Origin of the sequence: Neobacillus sp. KR4-4, from assembly GCF_042136325.1 — a bacterium.
In the GTDB taxonomy this organism is placed as follows: domain Bacteria; phylum Bacillota; class Bacilli; order Bacillales; family Cytobacillaceae; genus Neobacillus.
Genome location: NZ_JBHHJU010000003.1, coordinates 74,148 through 89,395 on the forward strand (window position 1 = coordinate 74,148; position 15,248 = coordinate 89,395).

Annotated in this window: 21 protein-coding genes; 16 read left to right on the top strand and 5 right to left on the bottom strand. The window is 36.2% G+C overall.

Annotated elements, in window-relative coordinates:
- Positions 1–96: 96 nt before the first annotated feature.
- The 6 genes from coxB to ACE198_RS03850 all read left to right on the top strand — a co-directional run bounded on the left by coxB (position 97) and on the right by ACE198_RS03850 (position 5,657).
- On the top strand, positions 97–1,155 hold the full coding sequence (gene coxB / locus ACE198_RS03825) for a cytochrome c oxidase subunit II (RefSeq protein ID WP_098572637.1): 1,059 nt from the start codon (positions 97–99) through the stop codon (positions 1,153–1,155).
- 31 nt (positions 1,156–1,186) lie between these two features.
- Positions 1,187–3,058: a cytochrome c oxidase subunit I gene (gene ctaD / locus ACE198_RS03830; protein WP_098572638.1), complete on the top strand. Its 1,872-nt coding sequence runs from the start codon at positions 1,187–1,189 to the stop codon at positions 3,056–3,058.
- Entirely contained in the window at positions 3,058–3,684 is a 627-nt protein-coding gene (locus tag ACE198_RS03835) for a cytochrome (ubi)quinol oxidase subunit III (RefSeq protein WP_375374756.1), read from the top strand. The genes ctaD and ACE198_RS03835 overlap by 1 nt, the downstream gene beginning before the upstream one ends.
- 4 nt (positions 3,685–3,688) lie before the next feature.
- Positions 3,689–4,024, top strand: coding sequence for a cytochrome c oxidase subunit IVB (gene ctaF / locus ACE198_RS03840; RefSeq protein ID WP_098572639.1), 336 nt, complete (start codon positions 3,689–3,691; stop codon positions 4,022–4,024).
- A gap of 143 nt (positions 4,025–4,167) precedes the next feature.
- Positions 4,168–5,073, top strand: a complete 906-nt coding sequence (ctaG, locus tag ACE198_RS03845; RefSeq protein WP_257148472.1) for a cytochrome c oxidase assembly factor CtaG — start codon at positions 4,168–4,170, stop codon at positions 5,071–5,073.
- 119 nt (positions 5,074–5,192) lie between these two features.
- Positions 5,193–5,657, top strand: a complete 465-nt coding sequence (locus ACE198_RS03850; protein ID WP_098572641.1) for a DUF420 domain-containing protein — start codon at positions 5,193–5,195, stop codon at positions 5,655–5,657.
- Between the two features lie 70 nt (positions 5,658–5,727).
- On the opposite strand, the gene ACE198_RS03855 is transcribed toward ACE198_RS03850, so the two are convergent.
- The gene (locus ACE198_RS03855; RefSeq protein WP_251456209.1) at positions 5,728–6,087 is read right to left on the bottom strand and encodes a YugN family protein; all 360 of its coding nucleotides are present in this window, start codon (positions 6,085–6,087) and stop codon (positions 5,728–5,730) included.
- Positions 6,088–6,278: 191 nt separating this feature from the next.
- Between ACE198_RS03855 and ACE198_RS03860 the strand changes: the two genes are divergently transcribed.
- Both ACE198_RS03860 and ACE198_RS03865 read left to right on the top strand, forming a co-directional pair.
- The gene (locus ACE198_RS03860; protein WP_098572643.1) at positions 6,279–6,713 is read left to right on the top strand and encodes a CBS domain-containing protein; all 435 of its coding nucleotides are present in this window, start codon (positions 6,279–6,281) and stop codon (positions 6,711–6,713) included.
- Between the two features lie 178 nt (positions 6,714–6,891).
- A complete protein-coding gene (locus tag ACE198_RS03865) occupies positions 6,892–7,974 on the top strand; it encodes a CAP domain-containing protein (protein ID WP_375374757.1) in 1,083 nt (360 codons plus the stop codon).
- A 97-nt stretch (positions 7,975–8,071) separates the two neighbouring features.
- On the opposite strand, the gene ACE198_RS03870 is transcribed toward ACE198_RS03865, so the two are convergent.
- On the bottom strand, positions 8,072–8,350 hold the full coding sequence (locus tag ACE198_RS03870) for a hypothetical protein (protein ID WP_375374758.1): 279 nt from the start codon (positions 8,348–8,350) through the stop codon (positions 8,072–8,074).
- A gap of 20 nt (positions 8,351–8,370) precedes the next feature.
- Positions 8,371–8,856 (bottom strand): PaaI family thioesterase, encoded by a 486-nt coding sequence (locus ACE198_RS03875; RefSeq protein WP_375374759.1) that lies wholly within the window; start codon positions 8,854–8,856, stop codon positions 8,371–8,373.
- A 148-nt stretch (positions 8,857–9,004) separates the two neighbouring features.
- Between ACE198_RS03875 and ACE198_RS03880 the strand changes: the two genes are divergently transcribed.
- From ACE198_RS03880 to ACE198_RS03900, 5 genes are all read left to right on the top strand, one after another.
- Positions 9,005–9,412, top strand: a complete 408-nt coding sequence (locus ACE198_RS03880) for a YlbD family protein (RefSeq protein ID WP_098572647.1) — start codon at positions 9,005–9,007, stop codon at positions 9,410–9,412.
- Positions 9,413–9,431: 19 nt separating this feature from the next.
- Positions 9,432–9,671 (top strand): YlbE-like family protein, encoded by a 240-nt coding sequence (locus ACE198_RS03885; protein ID WP_098572648.1) that lies wholly within the window; start codon positions 9,432–9,434, stop codon positions 9,669–9,671.
- Positions 9,672–9,779: 108 nt separating this feature from the next.
- Positions 9,780–10,145 carry a hypothetical protein gene (locus tag ACE198_RS03890; protein ID WP_098572649.1) on the top strand — a complete coding sequence of 122 codons (366 nt, stop codon included), beginning with the start codon at positions 9,780–9,782 and terminating at the stop codon, positions 10,143–10,145.
- A 61-nt stretch (positions 10,146–10,206) separates the two neighbouring features.
- Entirely contained in the window at positions 10,207–10,650 is a 444-nt protein-coding gene (locus tag ACE198_RS03895) for a YlbF/YmcA family competence regulator (protein ID WP_098572650.1), read from the top strand.
- Between the two features lie 159 nt (positions 10,651–10,809).
- The gene (locus tag ACE198_RS03900) at positions 10,810–11,085 is read left to right on the top strand and encodes a YlbG family protein (protein WP_026566347.1); all 276 of its coding nucleotides are present in this window, start codon (positions 10,810–10,812) and stop codon (positions 11,083–11,085) included.
- A gap of 36 nt (positions 11,086–11,121) precedes the next feature.
- Here the strand turns inward: ACE198_RS03900 and ACE198_RS03905 are convergent, their stop codons facing one another.
- Positions 11,122–11,511 (bottom strand): DUF7147 family protein, encoded by a 390-nt coding sequence (locus tag ACE198_RS03905; RefSeq protein WP_098572652.1) that lies wholly within the window; start codon positions 11,509–11,511, stop codon positions 11,122–11,124.
- A 407-nt stretch (positions 11,512–11,918) separates the two neighbouring features.
- On the opposite strand from ACE198_RS03905, the gene rsmD reads away from it, so the two are divergent.
- Together rsmD and coaD are read left to right on the top strand one after the other, a co-directional pair.
- Positions 11,919–12,479: a 16S rRNA (guanine(966)-N(2))-methyltransferase RsmD gene (gene rsmD, locus ACE198_RS03910; RefSeq protein WP_098572653.1), complete on the top strand. Its 561-nt coding sequence runs from the start codon at positions 11,919–11,921 to the stop codon at positions 12,477–12,479.
- Between the two features lie 12 nt (positions 12,480–12,491).
- Complete coding sequence (gene coaD, locus ACE198_RS03915; protein ID WP_098572654.1) at positions 12,492–12,974, top strand: pantetheine-phosphate adenylyltransferase; 483 nt, start codon at positions 12,492–12,494, stop codon at positions 12,972–12,974.
- 38 nt (positions 12,975–13,012) lie between these two features.
- Here the strand turns inward: coaD and ylbJ are convergent, their stop codons facing one another.
- On the bottom strand, positions 13,013–14,227 hold the full coding sequence (gene ylbJ, locus ACE198_RS03920) for a sporulation integral membrane protein YlbJ (protein ID WP_098572655.1): 1,215 nt from the start codon (positions 14,225–14,227) through the stop codon (positions 13,013–13,015).
- A 233-nt stretch (positions 14,228–14,460) separates the two neighbouring features.
- Between ylbJ and ACE198_RS03925 the strand changes: the two genes are divergently transcribed.
- On the top strand, positions 14,461–15,240 hold the full coding sequence (locus ACE198_RS03925) for a patatin-like phospholipase family protein (RefSeq protein WP_375374760.1): 780 nt from the start codon (positions 14,461–14,463) through the stop codon (positions 15,238–15,240).
- The last annotated feature ends 8 nt before the right edge of the window (positions 15,241–15,248 follow it).

Below are 15,248 nucleotides of genomic sequence, written 5' to 3' on the forward strand. Positions count from 1 at the left end.
TTCTAAATGAAATTGGAGGAAACAGTCATCCTACATACTTCTTTGATCCACCAAATGTTTTATAATTTATTAGTGAAAGAGGGGTTTGATTAAGCTATGAAAAGGCTTGCAAAGTGGCGTTTGATTTCGTTATTTTCGATTTTAGCGCTTGTACTCTCCGGATGTGGCGAACCGTACCTTTCCACGTTAAAGCCTGCCGGTGAAGTTGCGAAAACGCAATATGATTTAATGAAGTTAAGTACTTTAATCATGGTTGGGGTTATTATTGTTGTCGCGATCATTTTCATTTTGATCTTGGTTCGTTTTAAACGAAAGGATGACAGAATCCCAAAACAAGTAGAAGGAAGTCACAAATTAGAAATTATTTGGACTGTTGTACCGATTCTTTTACTATTGATTCTTGCCGTTCCGACAGTAGCTGCAACCTTTAAGCTTGCAGATGTATCACCAATGGACAAGAAAAATACAAAAGCGCTTGTTATTAATGTGCGCTCACATTTATACTGGTGGGATTTTGAATATCCTGGACAGAAGATTGTAACAAGTCAGGATTTAGTTGTACCTACGAATGAAAAAGTGTACTTCAATTTAAAGTCTACTGATGTTAAACATTCATTCTGGATACCAGCTGTTGGTGGAAAACTTGATACTAACACTGATAATATCAATAAATTCTGGTTAGAGTTTGATGATAAACAAGCCAACGAAGCCGGAAATCTTTTCTATGGGAAATGTGCAGAACTTTGTGGACCATCCCATGCATTAATGGACTTTAAAGTAAAAGCAATCAGCAGAGATAAATTTGATGATTGGGTTGCTTCGATGCAGAATGTGAAAGAGCCAGCTAAAGCACAAGGCACTGTTGCTGCACAGGGACAAGAAATTTTCAATCAAAGCTGTATCGGTTGTCATGCCGTAACACCATCAAATAAAATGCCTGAGACAGCACGTCTTGCACCAAATTTATCAGATTTTGGTAATCGCACTCGTGTAGCAGGTGTTTTGGATCATAATAAAGAAGAGTTAAAAAATTGGATCCGTAACCCGGAAACATACAAACCTGGAAACATGATGACAGGTAAATACCCTGAAATGTCTGAAGAACAGCTTAATGCCTTATCAGAGTATTTAATGGGATTAAAGGTTCAGAAATAAAAGGGGAATTGGTTGAAAGGGAGGTAAAATTGTGAGTACCTATGCTCAAAAAAAGGGATTTGGGGCAACTTTATGGGACTTTTTAACAACTGTTGACCATAAAAAGATCGCTATCCTATATCTCATTGCAGGTGGATTTTTCTTCTTAGTAGGCGGACTTGAGGCAATATTTATCCGCATCCAACTTGCAGTGCCTAATAATGACTTTGTTAGTGCCGGATTATTTAATGAAATTATCACAATGCATGGAACAACAATGATTTTCCTTGCTGCAATGCCGCTTGTATTTGCATTTATGAATGCGGTAATGCCATTACAAATTGGAGCACGCGACGTTGCGTTTCCATTTGTAAATGCTCTAGGATTTTGGTTATTCTTCTTTGGTGGAATATTTCTAAATCTCTCATGGTTCTTAGGTGGAGCTCCTGATGCAGGTTGGACATCTTATGCGTCACTTGCACTTCACTCAAAAGGCCATGGTGTAGACTTTTATATCTTAGGTTTACAGATATCTGGTATTGGAACCTTGATTGGTGGTATTAACTTCCTAGTTACCATCATTAACATGCGTGCTCCGGGTATGACATATATGAGAATGCCTTTGTTTACTTGGACTACATTTGTTACTTCTGCACTGATTTTGTTCGCATTTCCTCCATTAACGGTTGGTTTAGTTCTAATGATGTTCGACCGATTGTTTGGTGCGAATTTCTTTGATGTTACATTAGGTGGAAATACCGTAATTTGGGAACATCTATTCTGGATCTTCGGACACCCAGAAGTATATATATTAATACTTCCGGCATTCGGGATTTTTTCGGAGATTTTCCCAATTTTCTCAAGAAAACGTTTATTTGGTTACTCTTCCATGGTTTTTGCAACGGTATTAATTGGTTTCCTAGGCTTCATGGTATGGGCTCACCATATGTTTACAACTGGTTTAGGACCTGTAGCTAATGCCATTTTTGCAGTAGCTACTATGGCAATTGGTGTACCGACAGGAATTAAAATATTTAACTGGCTTTTAACAATGTGGGGAGGAAGTGTTAAATTTACCACTCCTATGCATTGGGCAATGGCATTTATTCCATCATTTCTTGCGGGTGGAGTAACAGGGGTAATGCTTGCCTCCGCAGCAGCAGATTATCAATACCATGATACTTATTTCGTTGTTGCGCACTTCCATTACGTTATTGTTGGTGGTGTAGTATTTGCAGTATTTGCAGGCACACATCTCTATTGGCCAAAAATGTTTGGAACAATGTTGAATGAAACGCTAGGTAAAATTACTTTCTGGTTGTTCTTTATCGGGTTCCATTTAACCTTCTTTATCCAACATTTCTTAGGTTTATGGGGAATGCCGCGACGCGTATTCACATACCTTCCTGGTCAAGGATTTGACAGTGCCAACATGGTTAGTTCAATAGGAGCTGCCTTTATGGGCTTAGGTGTTATTGTAATGTTATATAACATCATCGTAACATCTGTGAAAAATGTTAAAGTCGGTAATGATCCATGGGGAGATGGAAGAACCCTAGAATGGGCAATCCCTTCACCACCACCGTTCTATAACTTTAAACAACTTCCACTTGTTCGTGGGTTAGATGCATACTGGTTAGAAAAAATGGATGGTAAAAAAGGAATGACTCCGGCTGAGCCGCTTGGTGACATTCATATGCCTAATTCATCTTTCTTACCGTTTATGATGGCTTTAGGATTATTCATTGCAGCTTTTGGAGCAATGTATCATGTAAATGATAAGGCTTGGGCTTTACCAGTAATGATTATTGGATTGTTAGTAACGTTTGGTTCCATGTTCTTACGTTCAGTAAAAGATGATCATGGATTCCATATTCACAAAGAGGACTTAATGGATGACGATGATAAGGGGGTAAAGGCATAATGCACGCTGATGAAAAATTTACTTATGAAACATGGCCTGCAGCGCCGGAAAAATCAACCCTTGAATCAAAAAATAAATTTTTAGGTTTTTGGTTTTTCCTAGGGGGAGAGACAGTTCTTTTTGCCTCCCTCTTTGCCACATACCTTGCTTTAAAGGATAAAGTTCCAAGTTCAAGTCATCCTTTAGCAAAGGATTTATTTGAATTACCGTTAACATTTGTTGCGACAATGCTGCTCTTAACCAGCTCATTAACAAGTGTGTACGCAATGTATCATATGAAGAATTTTGCCTTCAAAAAAATGATGGTTTGGCTTGGTCTTACAGCTCTATTAGGTGCAGGGTTCTTAGGATTAGAGGTTTACGAATTTACCCATTATGTCCATGAAGGGCATACATTTACAAGCAGTGCTTTCGGATCTGCCTTCTATACACTAGTTGGTTTCCACGGGGGCCACGTTGCTTTTGGTTTACTTTGGTGTTTAACATTGATGTTAAGAAATTCTAAACGTGGCTTAGACCTTTACAACGCTCCAAAATTCTATGTGTTTAGTTTATACTGGCATTTTATTGACGTTGTTTGGGTATTTATCTTTACAGTAGTATATTTAATGGGAATGGTGGGATAAACTGATGGCTAATCAACAATTAAATTCAGGTAACCCAAGAGTAGACATTGAATATCGTCGCAGGAAAAATGCAGAAGAAATGAAATATCAGTTAGTTTCTTTTGCCTTAATGATTTTTTTAACATTAATTGCTTTTGCAGCTGTATATATTAAAGGGTTTACTTCATGGTTTACTGTACCGTTTATTATTTTATTAGCAGTGGTTCAAGTTATATTCCAACTATATTATTTCATGCATATGAGCCATAAAGGGCATGAAGCTCCATCACTCTTTTTATACTCAGGTGTGTTGGTTGGAGCAATAACTATACTTGCCTTTTCAACAATTATTTGGTGGTAATAGGTTCAAAAAAAGAAAATCGGCTACTAGCCGATTTTCTTTTTTAAGAGCAAGAAATGGAAGCTTCCATTTCTTTGCTTATCGTTTTAACCAAGGGTATAATAGAGTCAATAATTCTTTTAATTCAAAAAGAGGTGATTTGGGTGCTTACTTTAGATATTTTTGGTTTTAAAGCACTTTGGAGCCCGTACTTTTTATTAATCTTAATTGTAGTTACTGCAGGATACTTTGTACTTACAACAAAATATAGAACCTGGTTTCCAAATAGTGAGCCCTTAACGAAAACACAAGGTAGTTTGTTTCTTTTATCAATAATCCTTCTGTATATCATTAAGGGATCGCCAGTCGATTTATTAGCCCATCTTATGTTTTGGGTTCATATGATTCAAATGGCTGCTTTAGTATTGGTGGTACCACCTATATTAATTATTAGTATCCCAAATTGGGTATGGAGGAAAATTTTTAGCATTAGCGCAGTCAATTCTATCTTTACAGTTTTAACAAAGCCGCTAATTGCCTTGATTGTTTTTAATGGCTTATTTTCCTTTTATCACGTACCAATAATTTTTGACCATGTCATGCAAAATGGTTGGCTGCATGCTATTTATTCTATCCTATTATTTGTTGTTGCAACTTTCATGTGGTGGCCGTTACTTAATCAATTGCCAGAACATGAGACATTAAGTGGACTAAAAAAGGTGGGTTATATTTTTGCAGATGGAATTCTGTTAACACCTGCTTGTGCCTTAATTATCTTTGCAGATACTCCAATGTATGCGACCTATTCTGACCCACAGGTTTGGGGACAAGTAATGAGTTTATGTGTCGGTTCTGCGAACTTTGATAGCTTGAATTTAAGTGGTCCCGAGCTTTTTAGTTCGATGTCACTGCTTCATGATCAGCAGCTTGGTGGAGTATTAATGAAAATTATTCAAGAAATCATTTACGGAGTAATTCTTGGACATGTTTTCTTTGAATGGTATCGAAAAGATCAAGACGATACTGAACAAGAAATGAAGCAGCAGCTAAATCCTCTCCTTATAAAATAATCTCCCATACTCTTGGGAGATTTTTTTACTGTTTAGAGGAAATTTCATGTTTATCCGTTGAATTGTAAAGGTAGTTGAACTACTATTATTGTAGAATAAAAGAAAAGAGAGGATATGGAATGAACTCCTTACCGATTTTACCCACGATCAGTACTTCATTTATCGTATTAAGTGCTATTACCGTTGCCATTGGATGGTGGCAAATTGCGCACAGGAAGATTGAATCTCATAAAAAAACAATGGTTTTGGCTGCTATTTTTGCTGTGATATTTTTTATCATTTATGCTTCCCGGACAATCTTTATTGGAAACACGTCGTTCGGTGGGCCAGAAAATATTAAAATTTATTACACCATATTTTTAATCTTTCATATTACACTTGCGACAATTGGAGCTGTGTTCGGTGTAGTGTCTATTCTTACCGGATACAAAAATAAACTTTCTATCCATCGCAAACTTGGCCCAATAACAAGTGTTATATGGTTTTTTACAGCAATCACTGGAGTTGCTGTATATCTATTGCTTTATGTATTTTATCATGGCGGAGAGACCACTTCGATGATTAAAGCAATCCTAGGACTGTAAAATAGGGTCCTTGCAACTTCAAAATAAAAAAGACGCATTACTCCATGCGTCTTTTTTATTATATTTTATTTTATAGAGCAAATTTACTTACTTCGGCTTTCACAGCATCAAGGATTTTTTTACATTGGTTCACAAGTGAGGCAGGGAAGTTTTCACCTTCACCATATTCCACACCATGCGGATAGTAATGTTTACCTAATAGCGGGGTCATTAATTGAATTGTTGCTTTATCAGCCCCAATATCACCTTCTATCGCATGTCCGCGAACGCGCAGATAAAATACCCCTTCTTTTAATTCAAACTTGCGGTCATATGTAACACGTTCATAGTCCCATTGCCCCTCGCGCACTAAACCGTGGTCTAACATGACTTCATCTAGTCGGTTTAAGTCAGCCTTTAACTTTTCAATCTCAGTATTCTCGAATTTCATAAATAATCCCTCCTAAAAACGATACCATTACCCCAATGTTTCTTTTATCAGTAAAGCAATTATTATTCAATTTTAATAATAGTTGAAAATCAAGCAACTTGCAATGAATAGATTCAGGCGAATAAAACATTATTGGATGGAAAACCTAGAATAATGATAAGCTGTAATAATTATACCATGGGGGTAAGAAAATGGAAAATATCAGGGATATTATGACGGAAGACGTTGAAAGTTGTACTTTATTGGATAATGTATATGAAGTGGCTTTAAAAATGAAAGAGTTAAATGTAGGTGCTATCCCGATTCTTGACCAGGACAAGCTTGTGGGCATGATAACAGACCGTGATATTGTCGTAAGAGGTGTGGCAGAAAAACATCCTGGGTCTACCAAGGTAGAAGATATCATGAGTAATCAACTGATTACAGTCACACCTGATGCTTCAAGCAAGGAAGCGGCAAAAATAATGGCAGAACATCAAATCCGCCGTTTACCTGTGGTCGAAGGAGATAAATTAGTTGGAATTGTTTCATTAGGTGACTTCGCCATCAGAGAATTAACTGATGATCAGGCAAAGGTCGCCTTAACAGAAATATCTGAACAAAACTTTAATAATGTACAACACTAAGAATTATTATATAAAAAAAATAGTCCATTAAAAGAAAACAGGTACTCAGTGTACCTGTTTTCTTTTAATCAGTTCATTTATCTGATATTTATGATAATCACTATTATTATTCAAGCTATAGATGATATAATAATTTTATCTATACATATAATGATAGAAAAAGTTCCAGAGAGGGTGAATGCCTCTGCGTATACTGTCAAAAATTTTAATCCTTTCAGCTGTTTTTTTAACCATTGGTTTTTATGTCAGTATAAATGAAAATAATGAAGATACTATTTTAATTAAAGAAAATAATACATCAGAAGTAAAAGAACAAAATATAAGCCAAAACCCAGTGAATAAACCTAGTAAAAAAATTATCTCAGAGAAACCAAAAGAAGGTTTGGCTTTATTAATTGGAAAAAATGAAGAGGATTTAGTAAAGGAACTTGGTAGCCCATTACGGATTGATGAATCTATGTATGGCTATCAGTGGTATATTTATAATCAAAATTCTAAAGGCTATTTACAAGTGGGCGTAGAAAATAAGCGTATTGTTACGATTTTTGCCATTGGTCAGAATTTAGATGTAGCACCATTTGAAATTGGACAACCAGTTGAGGAAATTTTTAATACACACTATATTGATACGAATGTTAATCTCGAATTTAAGGGAAATTCTTATCGCTTTGAACTAAACGATACTGATTTAAATCTTCGGCCGATGGTACAATTGGGTGATATTTTTGTTCAACTATATATAGATAAGTTCACAGGAAACCTTTCAAGTGTTCGTTTCTTAGATGCGTCTACACTAATCAAACAGCGTCCCTATGAACTGGTTTATAATGGAGTCTTAATTCAGGCTCCTGAGCCTAGCGAGGAAAGGCAGCGCAAGATTGAAGAAGACACCGAACAACAGATATTTGACATTACCAATGTCTTAAGAGAAAGAAGCAAATTAAAGGTTTTAAAGTGGGATGAAAATACGGCTAAAGCAGCGTTTCAACACAGTAAGGACATGTCAGAAAACAATGACTTCTCACATACATCTAAGAAATTTGGAGACCTCGACAAAAGATTAAAAACTGCTGAAGTGGTTTATAAGTCTGCAGGTGAGAATATCGCGGCAAACTATACCGATGGCCCTGCTGTGGTGGAAGGTTGGCTCAATAGTAAAGGTCATCGGGAGGCACTATTAAATAAGGAGTATTCACATCTTGGAGTAGGAGTTTATGAAAAATACTATACACAAAATTTCATTCAAAAAATAGAACAATAAAAAGGTGACGTTAAGGTCACCTTTTTTCAATAACATATTCGTTAAATACAAATTTATTATCCTTCCACATTCCATATACTTTAATGGTATCCCCTACTTAAAAGGAAACTTTCTGAAAGCCTTTAGTAATGGGCGTAATCTTTTGAACTGTAATTAATTTTGTTTCTGTTTGCAATCTTAATGATTGAACATGAATATAACGGTGATAATAAAACCGTTGTTTCTCCTCTATGATGCTTTTAATTTCCCCAATTAAAATTGCTTCGTGCTGGACGTGACCAGTACTAGCCCACTTTGAATCATTTTCCTTCATCTCTTTTTTTGTAAGCCAATAAAAGTAAAGGAAAATAATTGGAATGACGATGGCGGTGACCATTATGTATCAAACTCCCCTGGTCATGATTTGTTAATAATAAAGAATGTACCTGTCGCATAGGCCATTTTTTTTCCATCGCTCCGGTAGGCTTCTCCTGATATTACCATTGTTTTGCTGCCCTTATGGACTATCTCCGCTTTACAACGAATCGTTTCTCCAATACCTGGTGCTATGTAATGGATATTTAATTGATTAGTAACAGCCCCAAATCCTTTTGGCAAATAGTAATTAGCCAAACTACCCATCGTAGTATCAAGAACAGTAGCAGTAATTCCGCCATGGACGATGTCTAGATTATTATTTATTATTGGATGAATGGGAATGGTAATTTCGCAAGTATTCTCTACAAATTTCCTGTCCATTTGAAGAATCCCGTCAATATAGGTAATGCGGTTTTGATTAATTTTTTGTTTTAGCCCTTCTAAGAGGAAGGTAAGTGAACTGAGATCTGCTTCTGAACCATTTTCGATACATGTTTCTAATAATTGTCGTAATTCATCTTTCATTCTAGATACCTCTTTCAATCCTTATTCTTCTGCCATCTTATCATTTACAGAAAAAATATTAAATATATTTATCCTGCGTGGTCCTTTCACATTTTGAATGATCTTTCATAATGTATTATTGGCAGTAATATGGGTTGAGGTGAGAAAAATGACACAAAAACAATTACACCCTACCGTTATACAATTTAAAGAATTTGTTAAAAGCAATCCTAAACTTGTCCAGGAAGTACGGAGGGGGAAGGCAACCTGGCAGGAGTTATATGAAGAGTGGTATTTGTTAGGGGAAGAGGATACTCGGTGGGAAACGATTGGAACTAGTGATGAATCAGCTGCTGAAGAAGCAAGCACAGAATCAAAAGGTGATTGGATTTCGACAATTATGGGGATGGTTAAGAAAATGGATCCGAATCAGATGCAAAACCATATTAATAACTTAAGTCAGGCCCTCGGAGCAGTCCAAAGCGTCCTTTCGCAATTTCAAGGAAACAATGCAGCGGGGGGGGCAGCAAAACCACCTGAAGGACCAAAACATCCCTTTTTGTTTAGAAAAGACTGATAGGAAGGGGCTTTAATTTATGAGAAGAGATGTCCTTGAATATATTGAAAGTCAGAAGGATTTAAAGCAGTTTATCCGCGAACAACCAATCTGGTACCGAAAGTTATCAAGAAATCCATATGATTTACAAGCACTTGAAATTGAGTCCTTACACTATTATAAAAAGACCATTCCAGATCAAGTGAATAAATTTTCAAATAGTGTACAAATGGCGTCCATGATGTATCATATGTTTCAGGCAATGAAAAATCAAAATTAACTAAGTCCACATGTTTATTTTGTGGCTTTTTTTGTGTGTTAACAAGAGGATTAAGACTAAAAAATGAAATGGAGGCGAACAATACAATCAAAGAAGGAGTGAATCAAAATGAAAAAACAGCTTCCGCAGGTAGTCCTTATTATTTTTTTGATTGGAATGCTTTCCGGATTTAATCATATTAAGCCAAGGACCGAAATACCTTCATTATTTGTCCACCACCAAATAAAAGGAGAAACAGTATTAATTAATTGTGTTGTTTCAGGAATTAGTTTTCGCGAAACCGATCATTCAAAGAAGAATTTAGGAAAGCTTGTGATATGGATTGATGGTAAGAAAAAATCAGAAGTTAATGCGGCAGCATTTATCATTAAAGGGCTTTCGCCGGGCAGCCACAGGGTTAAACTTGAAGTTGTGGATTTAAATAATCAACCGTATGGAATGGAAAAAGAATTTATGGTAAATATCACTAGATAAACTGTATTTTTCGCATTACTAACACTTTCATGTTAAAATATCATTGGAGGTGGGCGTAATCGTGCTTGCTACATTAGAAAGAGTTGAATTATTGGAACAGGCTGAACAACTAGCAAAAATGGTTCTGGAATCCGAAATTGCAGAACAATATCAAATTTGTTTATATAAATTGCAAAGTAATAGGGAGTCACAGCGTAAAATAAAGCGTTTTGTTAGTCTAAAGGAATTATATGATGAGGTTCAACGCTTTGGAAAATACCATCCTGATTATAAAAAGGTAATGACCCAAATCCGCGAAAGTAAAAGAGAAATGGATTTGGATCCACTAGTAGCGGAGTTTAAATTGGCAGAAAATGACCTGCAAGACCTTCTAGATGCAATCAGCATCATCGTAGGTGGTGCTGTTTCAGAACATATAAAAGTCCCAACCGGCAACCAGTTTTTCGAAACAAATTCCAACCATAGAAGCGGCTGTGGCGGTGGAGGAAGTTGTGGGTGTGGATGAGAAAATCAGCTAATGTTAGCTGATTTTTTTTCTTTAGAGTACAGTAAATATTTTTTTACTACCATATAATATGGATAAGAATTAAAGTTTGAATTGAAATGAAGCGTTTTTATATGCTAGACTTAGTTAAAATGATGGTTCTGTTGAAGGGGAAATAGTATGTTTGTTCAAAGACAAGGATTGGTGGTTTGGCTTTACTCATTAAAACAAGCTAAAATGCTTAGACGCTTCGGAAATGTACATTATGTTTCAAAAAAGCTAAAATATGTTGTACTGTATTGTAATCAACAAGAAGTAGATGAGATTATGGAAAAGTTGAATTCTTTTTCGTTTGTAAAAAAAGTAGAACCTTCATATAAACCATTCTTAAGAATGGAGTATGAAAATTCAGCACCCGATAAAGCAAAAGAATATGACTATAAAATGGGTATTTAAAAAGGTGAGGGAATATATTTAGTCCCTCACCTTTTCCTATTGTAGTGGTAATAAATAATGATTAAGCCTCAGAATCCCAATTAGGTATTGGAAATAAAGTTCCTTTTCATAAAAGATGGAAGATGGCTTAACCGATAGTTCGTGAATTTGTTTATTATACGCGGCAGCAGTTTGGGCAAAAAGTTCATACCTTTTATTAGGACAATAATTTGGATTCGGAATGCCCTCACGACAAACATAAAGTGGTTGGAACTTTCCTGGGTCAGTAGGTTTTAAAATAACGACCAAGGAAGTTAGTTCTCTGCCATCTATTTTTGTGTGAAGTGCAAGCAGATGTTGAAGACGGTGCTGATTGGCATTAATAAGTTCTAGTAATTCATATAAATCTGAATATCCCTCACCTAATTCAATAAAACGCTGGATCAATTAAAAACGCTCCTTTAGAATGAATCAATACTTCAATACTTTATCACTTAAAAAGGATTTTTTGAATAAAAAACAAAAAAAAACCTGCAGAACTTTCTGCAGGGTCCTTCCACATCCTCATAAAGGATAGAAGGCAAAGGGAGAGGAGAAACCGGAGGAAGAACTTATGGGGAAACGTAAGTCTTCTCCGCGGTTGGCAACAACATCCTCGAATTGATGTTGTTAATTACATTATTTCCACAACCCAAAAGCTTATACGTGTTTTATGATAAAATTTCGAGATATAACAATCTTTGGTGTGCTTCGACAAAATAATTAAGATATCATCCACAGAAATTGTCTAGTTTTAATAAACTATGGTAGGATGAATTAAGAAATTATTTCTGAAAAAATGTGGTGATAGGTAAGTGAGAGTGGTTTCAGGCAGTTGTAAAGGAAGACCGCTGAAAGCAGTTCCCGGAAATACGACGAGGCCGACAACGGATAAGGTCAAAGAAGCTATATTTAATATGATTGGTCCTTATTTTGATGGAGGGATTGGGTTAGACCTGTTTGCTGGCAGTGGTGGATTAGGTTTGGAGGCACTTAGCAGAGGATTGGATAAAATTATATTTATTGATCGAGAGCCAAAAGCTATTCAAGTGATTCAGGAAAACATAAAAGCCTGTAAATTTGAGGACCAGACAGAGGTTTACCGTAATGATGCTGACAGAGCACTTAAGGCTCTCATTAAAAGAGAGATTTGCTTTGATTACATATTTTTAGATCCGCCATACAAAAAACAGCAACTAGTCAATTTAATGGAAAAGATGGATAATCAGAATGTAGTGAACAAGGATGGAATCGTTGTGTGTGAGCATGGCTTTGATGTTGAATTACCCAAAGCAGTAGGACGATTTAGCCAAATAAAACATGAAAAGTATGGGATGATTGCGGTAACGATTTATATTCGAACAGATATTGAGTAAGGGGGAATCAATTTGACGAAAATAGCCGTTTGTCCAGGAAGCTTTGATCCAATTACATTTGGTCATTTAGATATTATTAGAAGAGGTGCCAAAGTATTTGATACCGTTTATGTTAGCGTTTTAAATAATTCATCTAAAAATCCATTATTTACTGTTGAAGAGCGAATGAATCTCATCAAGGCTGTAACAAAAGATCTTCCGAATGTTAAAGTAGATGTTCATTCAGGCTTACTGGTTGATTATGCAAAGGCAGTTAATGCTAATGCCATCATCCGTGGATTGCGGGCAGTTTCGGACTTTGAGTACGAAATGCAAATTACTTCGATGAATAGAGTGCTAAATGATGAGATTGAAACCTTTTTTATCATGACGAATAATCAATATTCCTTCTTAAGCTCAAGTATTGTTAAAGAAGTGGCGAAATATAATGGGGATATTTCGTCCCTAGTCCCGCCAATTGTTGAAAAAGAATTACAAAAGAAGTTTAAAGGGTAAATGAAAAAAGAGCCAGGCTATGCATGCCAGCTCTTTTATTATTGTTTTTTTAAGCGGGAAAACAAAATAAGCACATAAACTATGAGTGAGATGATGGTGATAATCGGCCCAATGACAATCATTTTATGAAATAGAGGGTCTGCCCATGAGCCATTCTCGAAAAAACTGACTGGCAAGGCATTTGAAGGCTGTTCATTCCCATTAAAACGCAAATAAACGGGCTTCCATAAGATCAATGCAAACAAACTTGCGAAAATACCTTGAAGGATTCTCGCCATAAAAAATGGTTTAAATCGAATATCTGTTTGTGCCAGGATACTAGCAACTTGGGCTTGGACACTAAAACCACTAAAGGCTAAAATAAAGCTGGTAATCATCGCCTTTTGTAAAAGTGTTGCATCTGGATTTTGACTCGTTAATTGACTGCCTAAAGTGATCTCAAATAAACCTGAAATAAACGGAATACTTAACATTTCAGGGAAGGACAGCGCAGATAGCAGCACCTCAATAGATTTTGCTAATGTGGCCGTAATATGTAAATGATAAAGTATTTTGTTTATCACAGAGAAAAGAATGATAAACCCGCCAACCATTAATAAGGTTTGAATAGAAGAATTAACGGCATCCCCAAGTAGTTTTCCAATTGGTCGATTATCTTTTAGTCTCGTTTGATGCAAAGCTGATAAAGCTGAACGGATTTTGAACTTTTTTCTTTTCGGAGGGATTTCATCAGGTGATTCTTTTCCATAAAAGCGCATGATTAACCCAACACAAATATTTCCTAAATAATGAGATAGTGCAAGGATAACCCCTAAATGTGGATTATAGAAAAATCCTACCGAAACAGCCCCGAAAATAAATAATGGATTTGATGAATTTGTGAAAGAAACAAGTCTTTCCGCTTCAATTCGTGTTAACTGGCCTTCTTCTCTTAATCTTGCTGTGAACTTTGCTCCAGCAGGAAATCCAGAAGCCATCCCCATAGCCCAAACAAATCCGCCCACACCAGGAACCTTGAAAAGAGGTCTCATTAGTGGTTCCAATAATACACCAATAAATTTTACAACCCCGAAGCCAATTAACATTTCAGAAACAATAAAAAATGGTAATAAGGATGGAAAAACTATTTCCCACCACATATTTAAGCCACGGATAGATGCATCCAAGGACTCTTGTGGATAAAATATTAGCGAGCCAGCTAGAATGGTGACGGATATGGATAAAAAAATTGTTTTTAATTTGGACCGAAACAATGAAGAGACCTCCTCCCGAGGAAATCGTTGAACTGTGCAATCGATTAAATGAATGGTAAAATAAAGAAATATTCCATCCTGACTTGTCCTCATATAACACAAATATACTCATAGAACGTTTATTTAGACCATAAGATTGAACGAGATTTCACTTTTACATGGAAGGAATTCGTAAAGTCCGTCAATTAAGAAATCAATTATTTTGATTAGGTATTGATAGGAGGTCTATAATTATGGAGCACCCAAAAATAGGCTTGGCGCTTGGTTCAGGAGGTGCACGCGGGTTTGCTCATTTAGGTGTCATTAAAGCATTGATAGACGCTGAAATTCCGATTCATCTGATTGCTGGCAGCAGTATGGGAGCACTAGTTGCAAGTTTTTACGGTGCAGGTATTGATATGGATCGGTTATATAAATTATCCACTGCCTTTAAGAGGAAGTACTTTTTGGACTTTACAGTTCCAAAAATGGGCTTTATTTCAGGTAAAAAGGTAAAAGAATTTATTAAGGTATTTACCCACGGTAAAAATATTGAGGAGCTCTCGATTCCAATTGGAATCGTCGCTACTGATTTATTGACGGGTGAAAAGGTGGTATTTAAAAAGGGTCCTGTTGCAGATGCAGTCCGGGCAAGCATTTCGATACCCGGAATTTTTGTACCCGAAAAATATAATGGCAGAATCCTTGTAGATGGCGGCGTATCTGATCGCGTTCCTGTTTCTGTCGCTAAAGAGATGGGGGCAGATATCGTTATCGCTGTAGATGTTTCAAGGGTAAAGAGGAACGCAGAAATTACCTCTATCTATGATGTCATCATGCAGAGTATTGATATTATGCAAGCAGAGATAATTAACAATCGGGAAATTGCTGCAAGTGTAATGCTTCGTCCCCCTGTCGAAACTTATAGTTCACGAGCCTTTACAAATATTGAAGAGATTATTAATATAGGCGAGGCTGAAGCGAAAAAACATCTAACGCAAATAAAAACCGTGATTGAACAGTGGAAGGGGTAAAAATTGCG

What these genes read in the sequence shown, in the direction of transcription:
- coxB (WP_098572637.1), top strand. Translation starts at nt 97, where the DNA reads ATGAAAAGGCTTGCAAAGTGGCGTTTGATTTCGTTATTTTCGATTTTA.
- ACE198_RS03835 (WP_375374756.1), top strand. Translation starts at nt 3,058, where the DNA reads ATGCACGCTGATGAAAAATTTACTTATGAAACATGGCCTGCAGCGCCG.
- ctaF (WP_098572639.1), top strand. Translation starts at nt 3,689, where the DNA reads ATGGCTAATCAACAATTAAATTCAGGTAACCCAAGAGTAGACATTGAA.
- ACE198_RS03850 (WP_098572641.1), top strand. Translation starts at nt 5,193, where the DNA reads ATGAACTCCTTACCGATTTTACCCACGATCAGTACTTCATTTATCGTA.
- ACE198_RS03855 (WP_251456209.1), bottom strand. Translation starts at nt 6,087, where the DNA reads ATGAAATTCGAGAATACTGAGATTGAAAAGTTAAAGGCTGACTTAAAC.
- ACE198_RS03860 (WP_098572643.1), top strand. Translation starts at nt 6,279, where the DNA reads ATGGAAAATATCAGGGATATTATGACGGAAGACGTTGAAAGTTGTACT.
- ACE198_RS03865 (WP_375374757.1), top strand. Translation starts at nt 6,892, where the DNA reads ATGCCTCTGCGTATACTGTCAAAAATTTTAATCCTTTCAGCTGTTTTT.
- ACE198_RS03870 (WP_375374758.1), bottom strand. Translation starts at nt 8,350, where the DNA reads ATGGTCACCGCCATCGTCATTCCAATTATTTTCCTTTACTTTTATTGG.
- ACE198_RS03875 (WP_375374759.1), bottom strand. Translation starts at nt 8,856, where the DNA reads ATGAAAGATGAATTACGACAATTATTAGAAACATGTATCGAAAATGGT.
- ACE198_RS03880 (WP_098572647.1), top strand. Translation starts at nt 9,005, where the DNA reads ATGACACAAAAACAATTACACCCTACCGTTATACAATTTAAAGAATTT.
- ACE198_RS03885 (WP_098572648.1), top strand. Translation starts at nt 9,432, where the DNA reads ATGAGAAGAGATGTCCTTGAATATATTGAAAGTCAGAAGGATTTAAAG.
- ACE198_RS03890 (WP_098572649.1), top strand. Translation starts at nt 9,780, where the DNA reads ATGAAAAAACAGCTTCCGCAGGTAGTCCTTATTATTTTTTTGATTGGA.
- ACE198_RS03900 (WP_026566347.1), top strand. Translation starts at nt 10,810, where the DNA reads ATGTTTGTTCAAAGACAAGGATTGGTGGTTTGGCTTTACTCATTAAAA.
- ACE198_RS03925 (WP_375374760.1), top strand. Translation starts at nt 14,461, where the DNA reads ATGGAGCACCCAAAAATAGGCTTGGCGCTTGGTTCAGGAGGTGCACGC.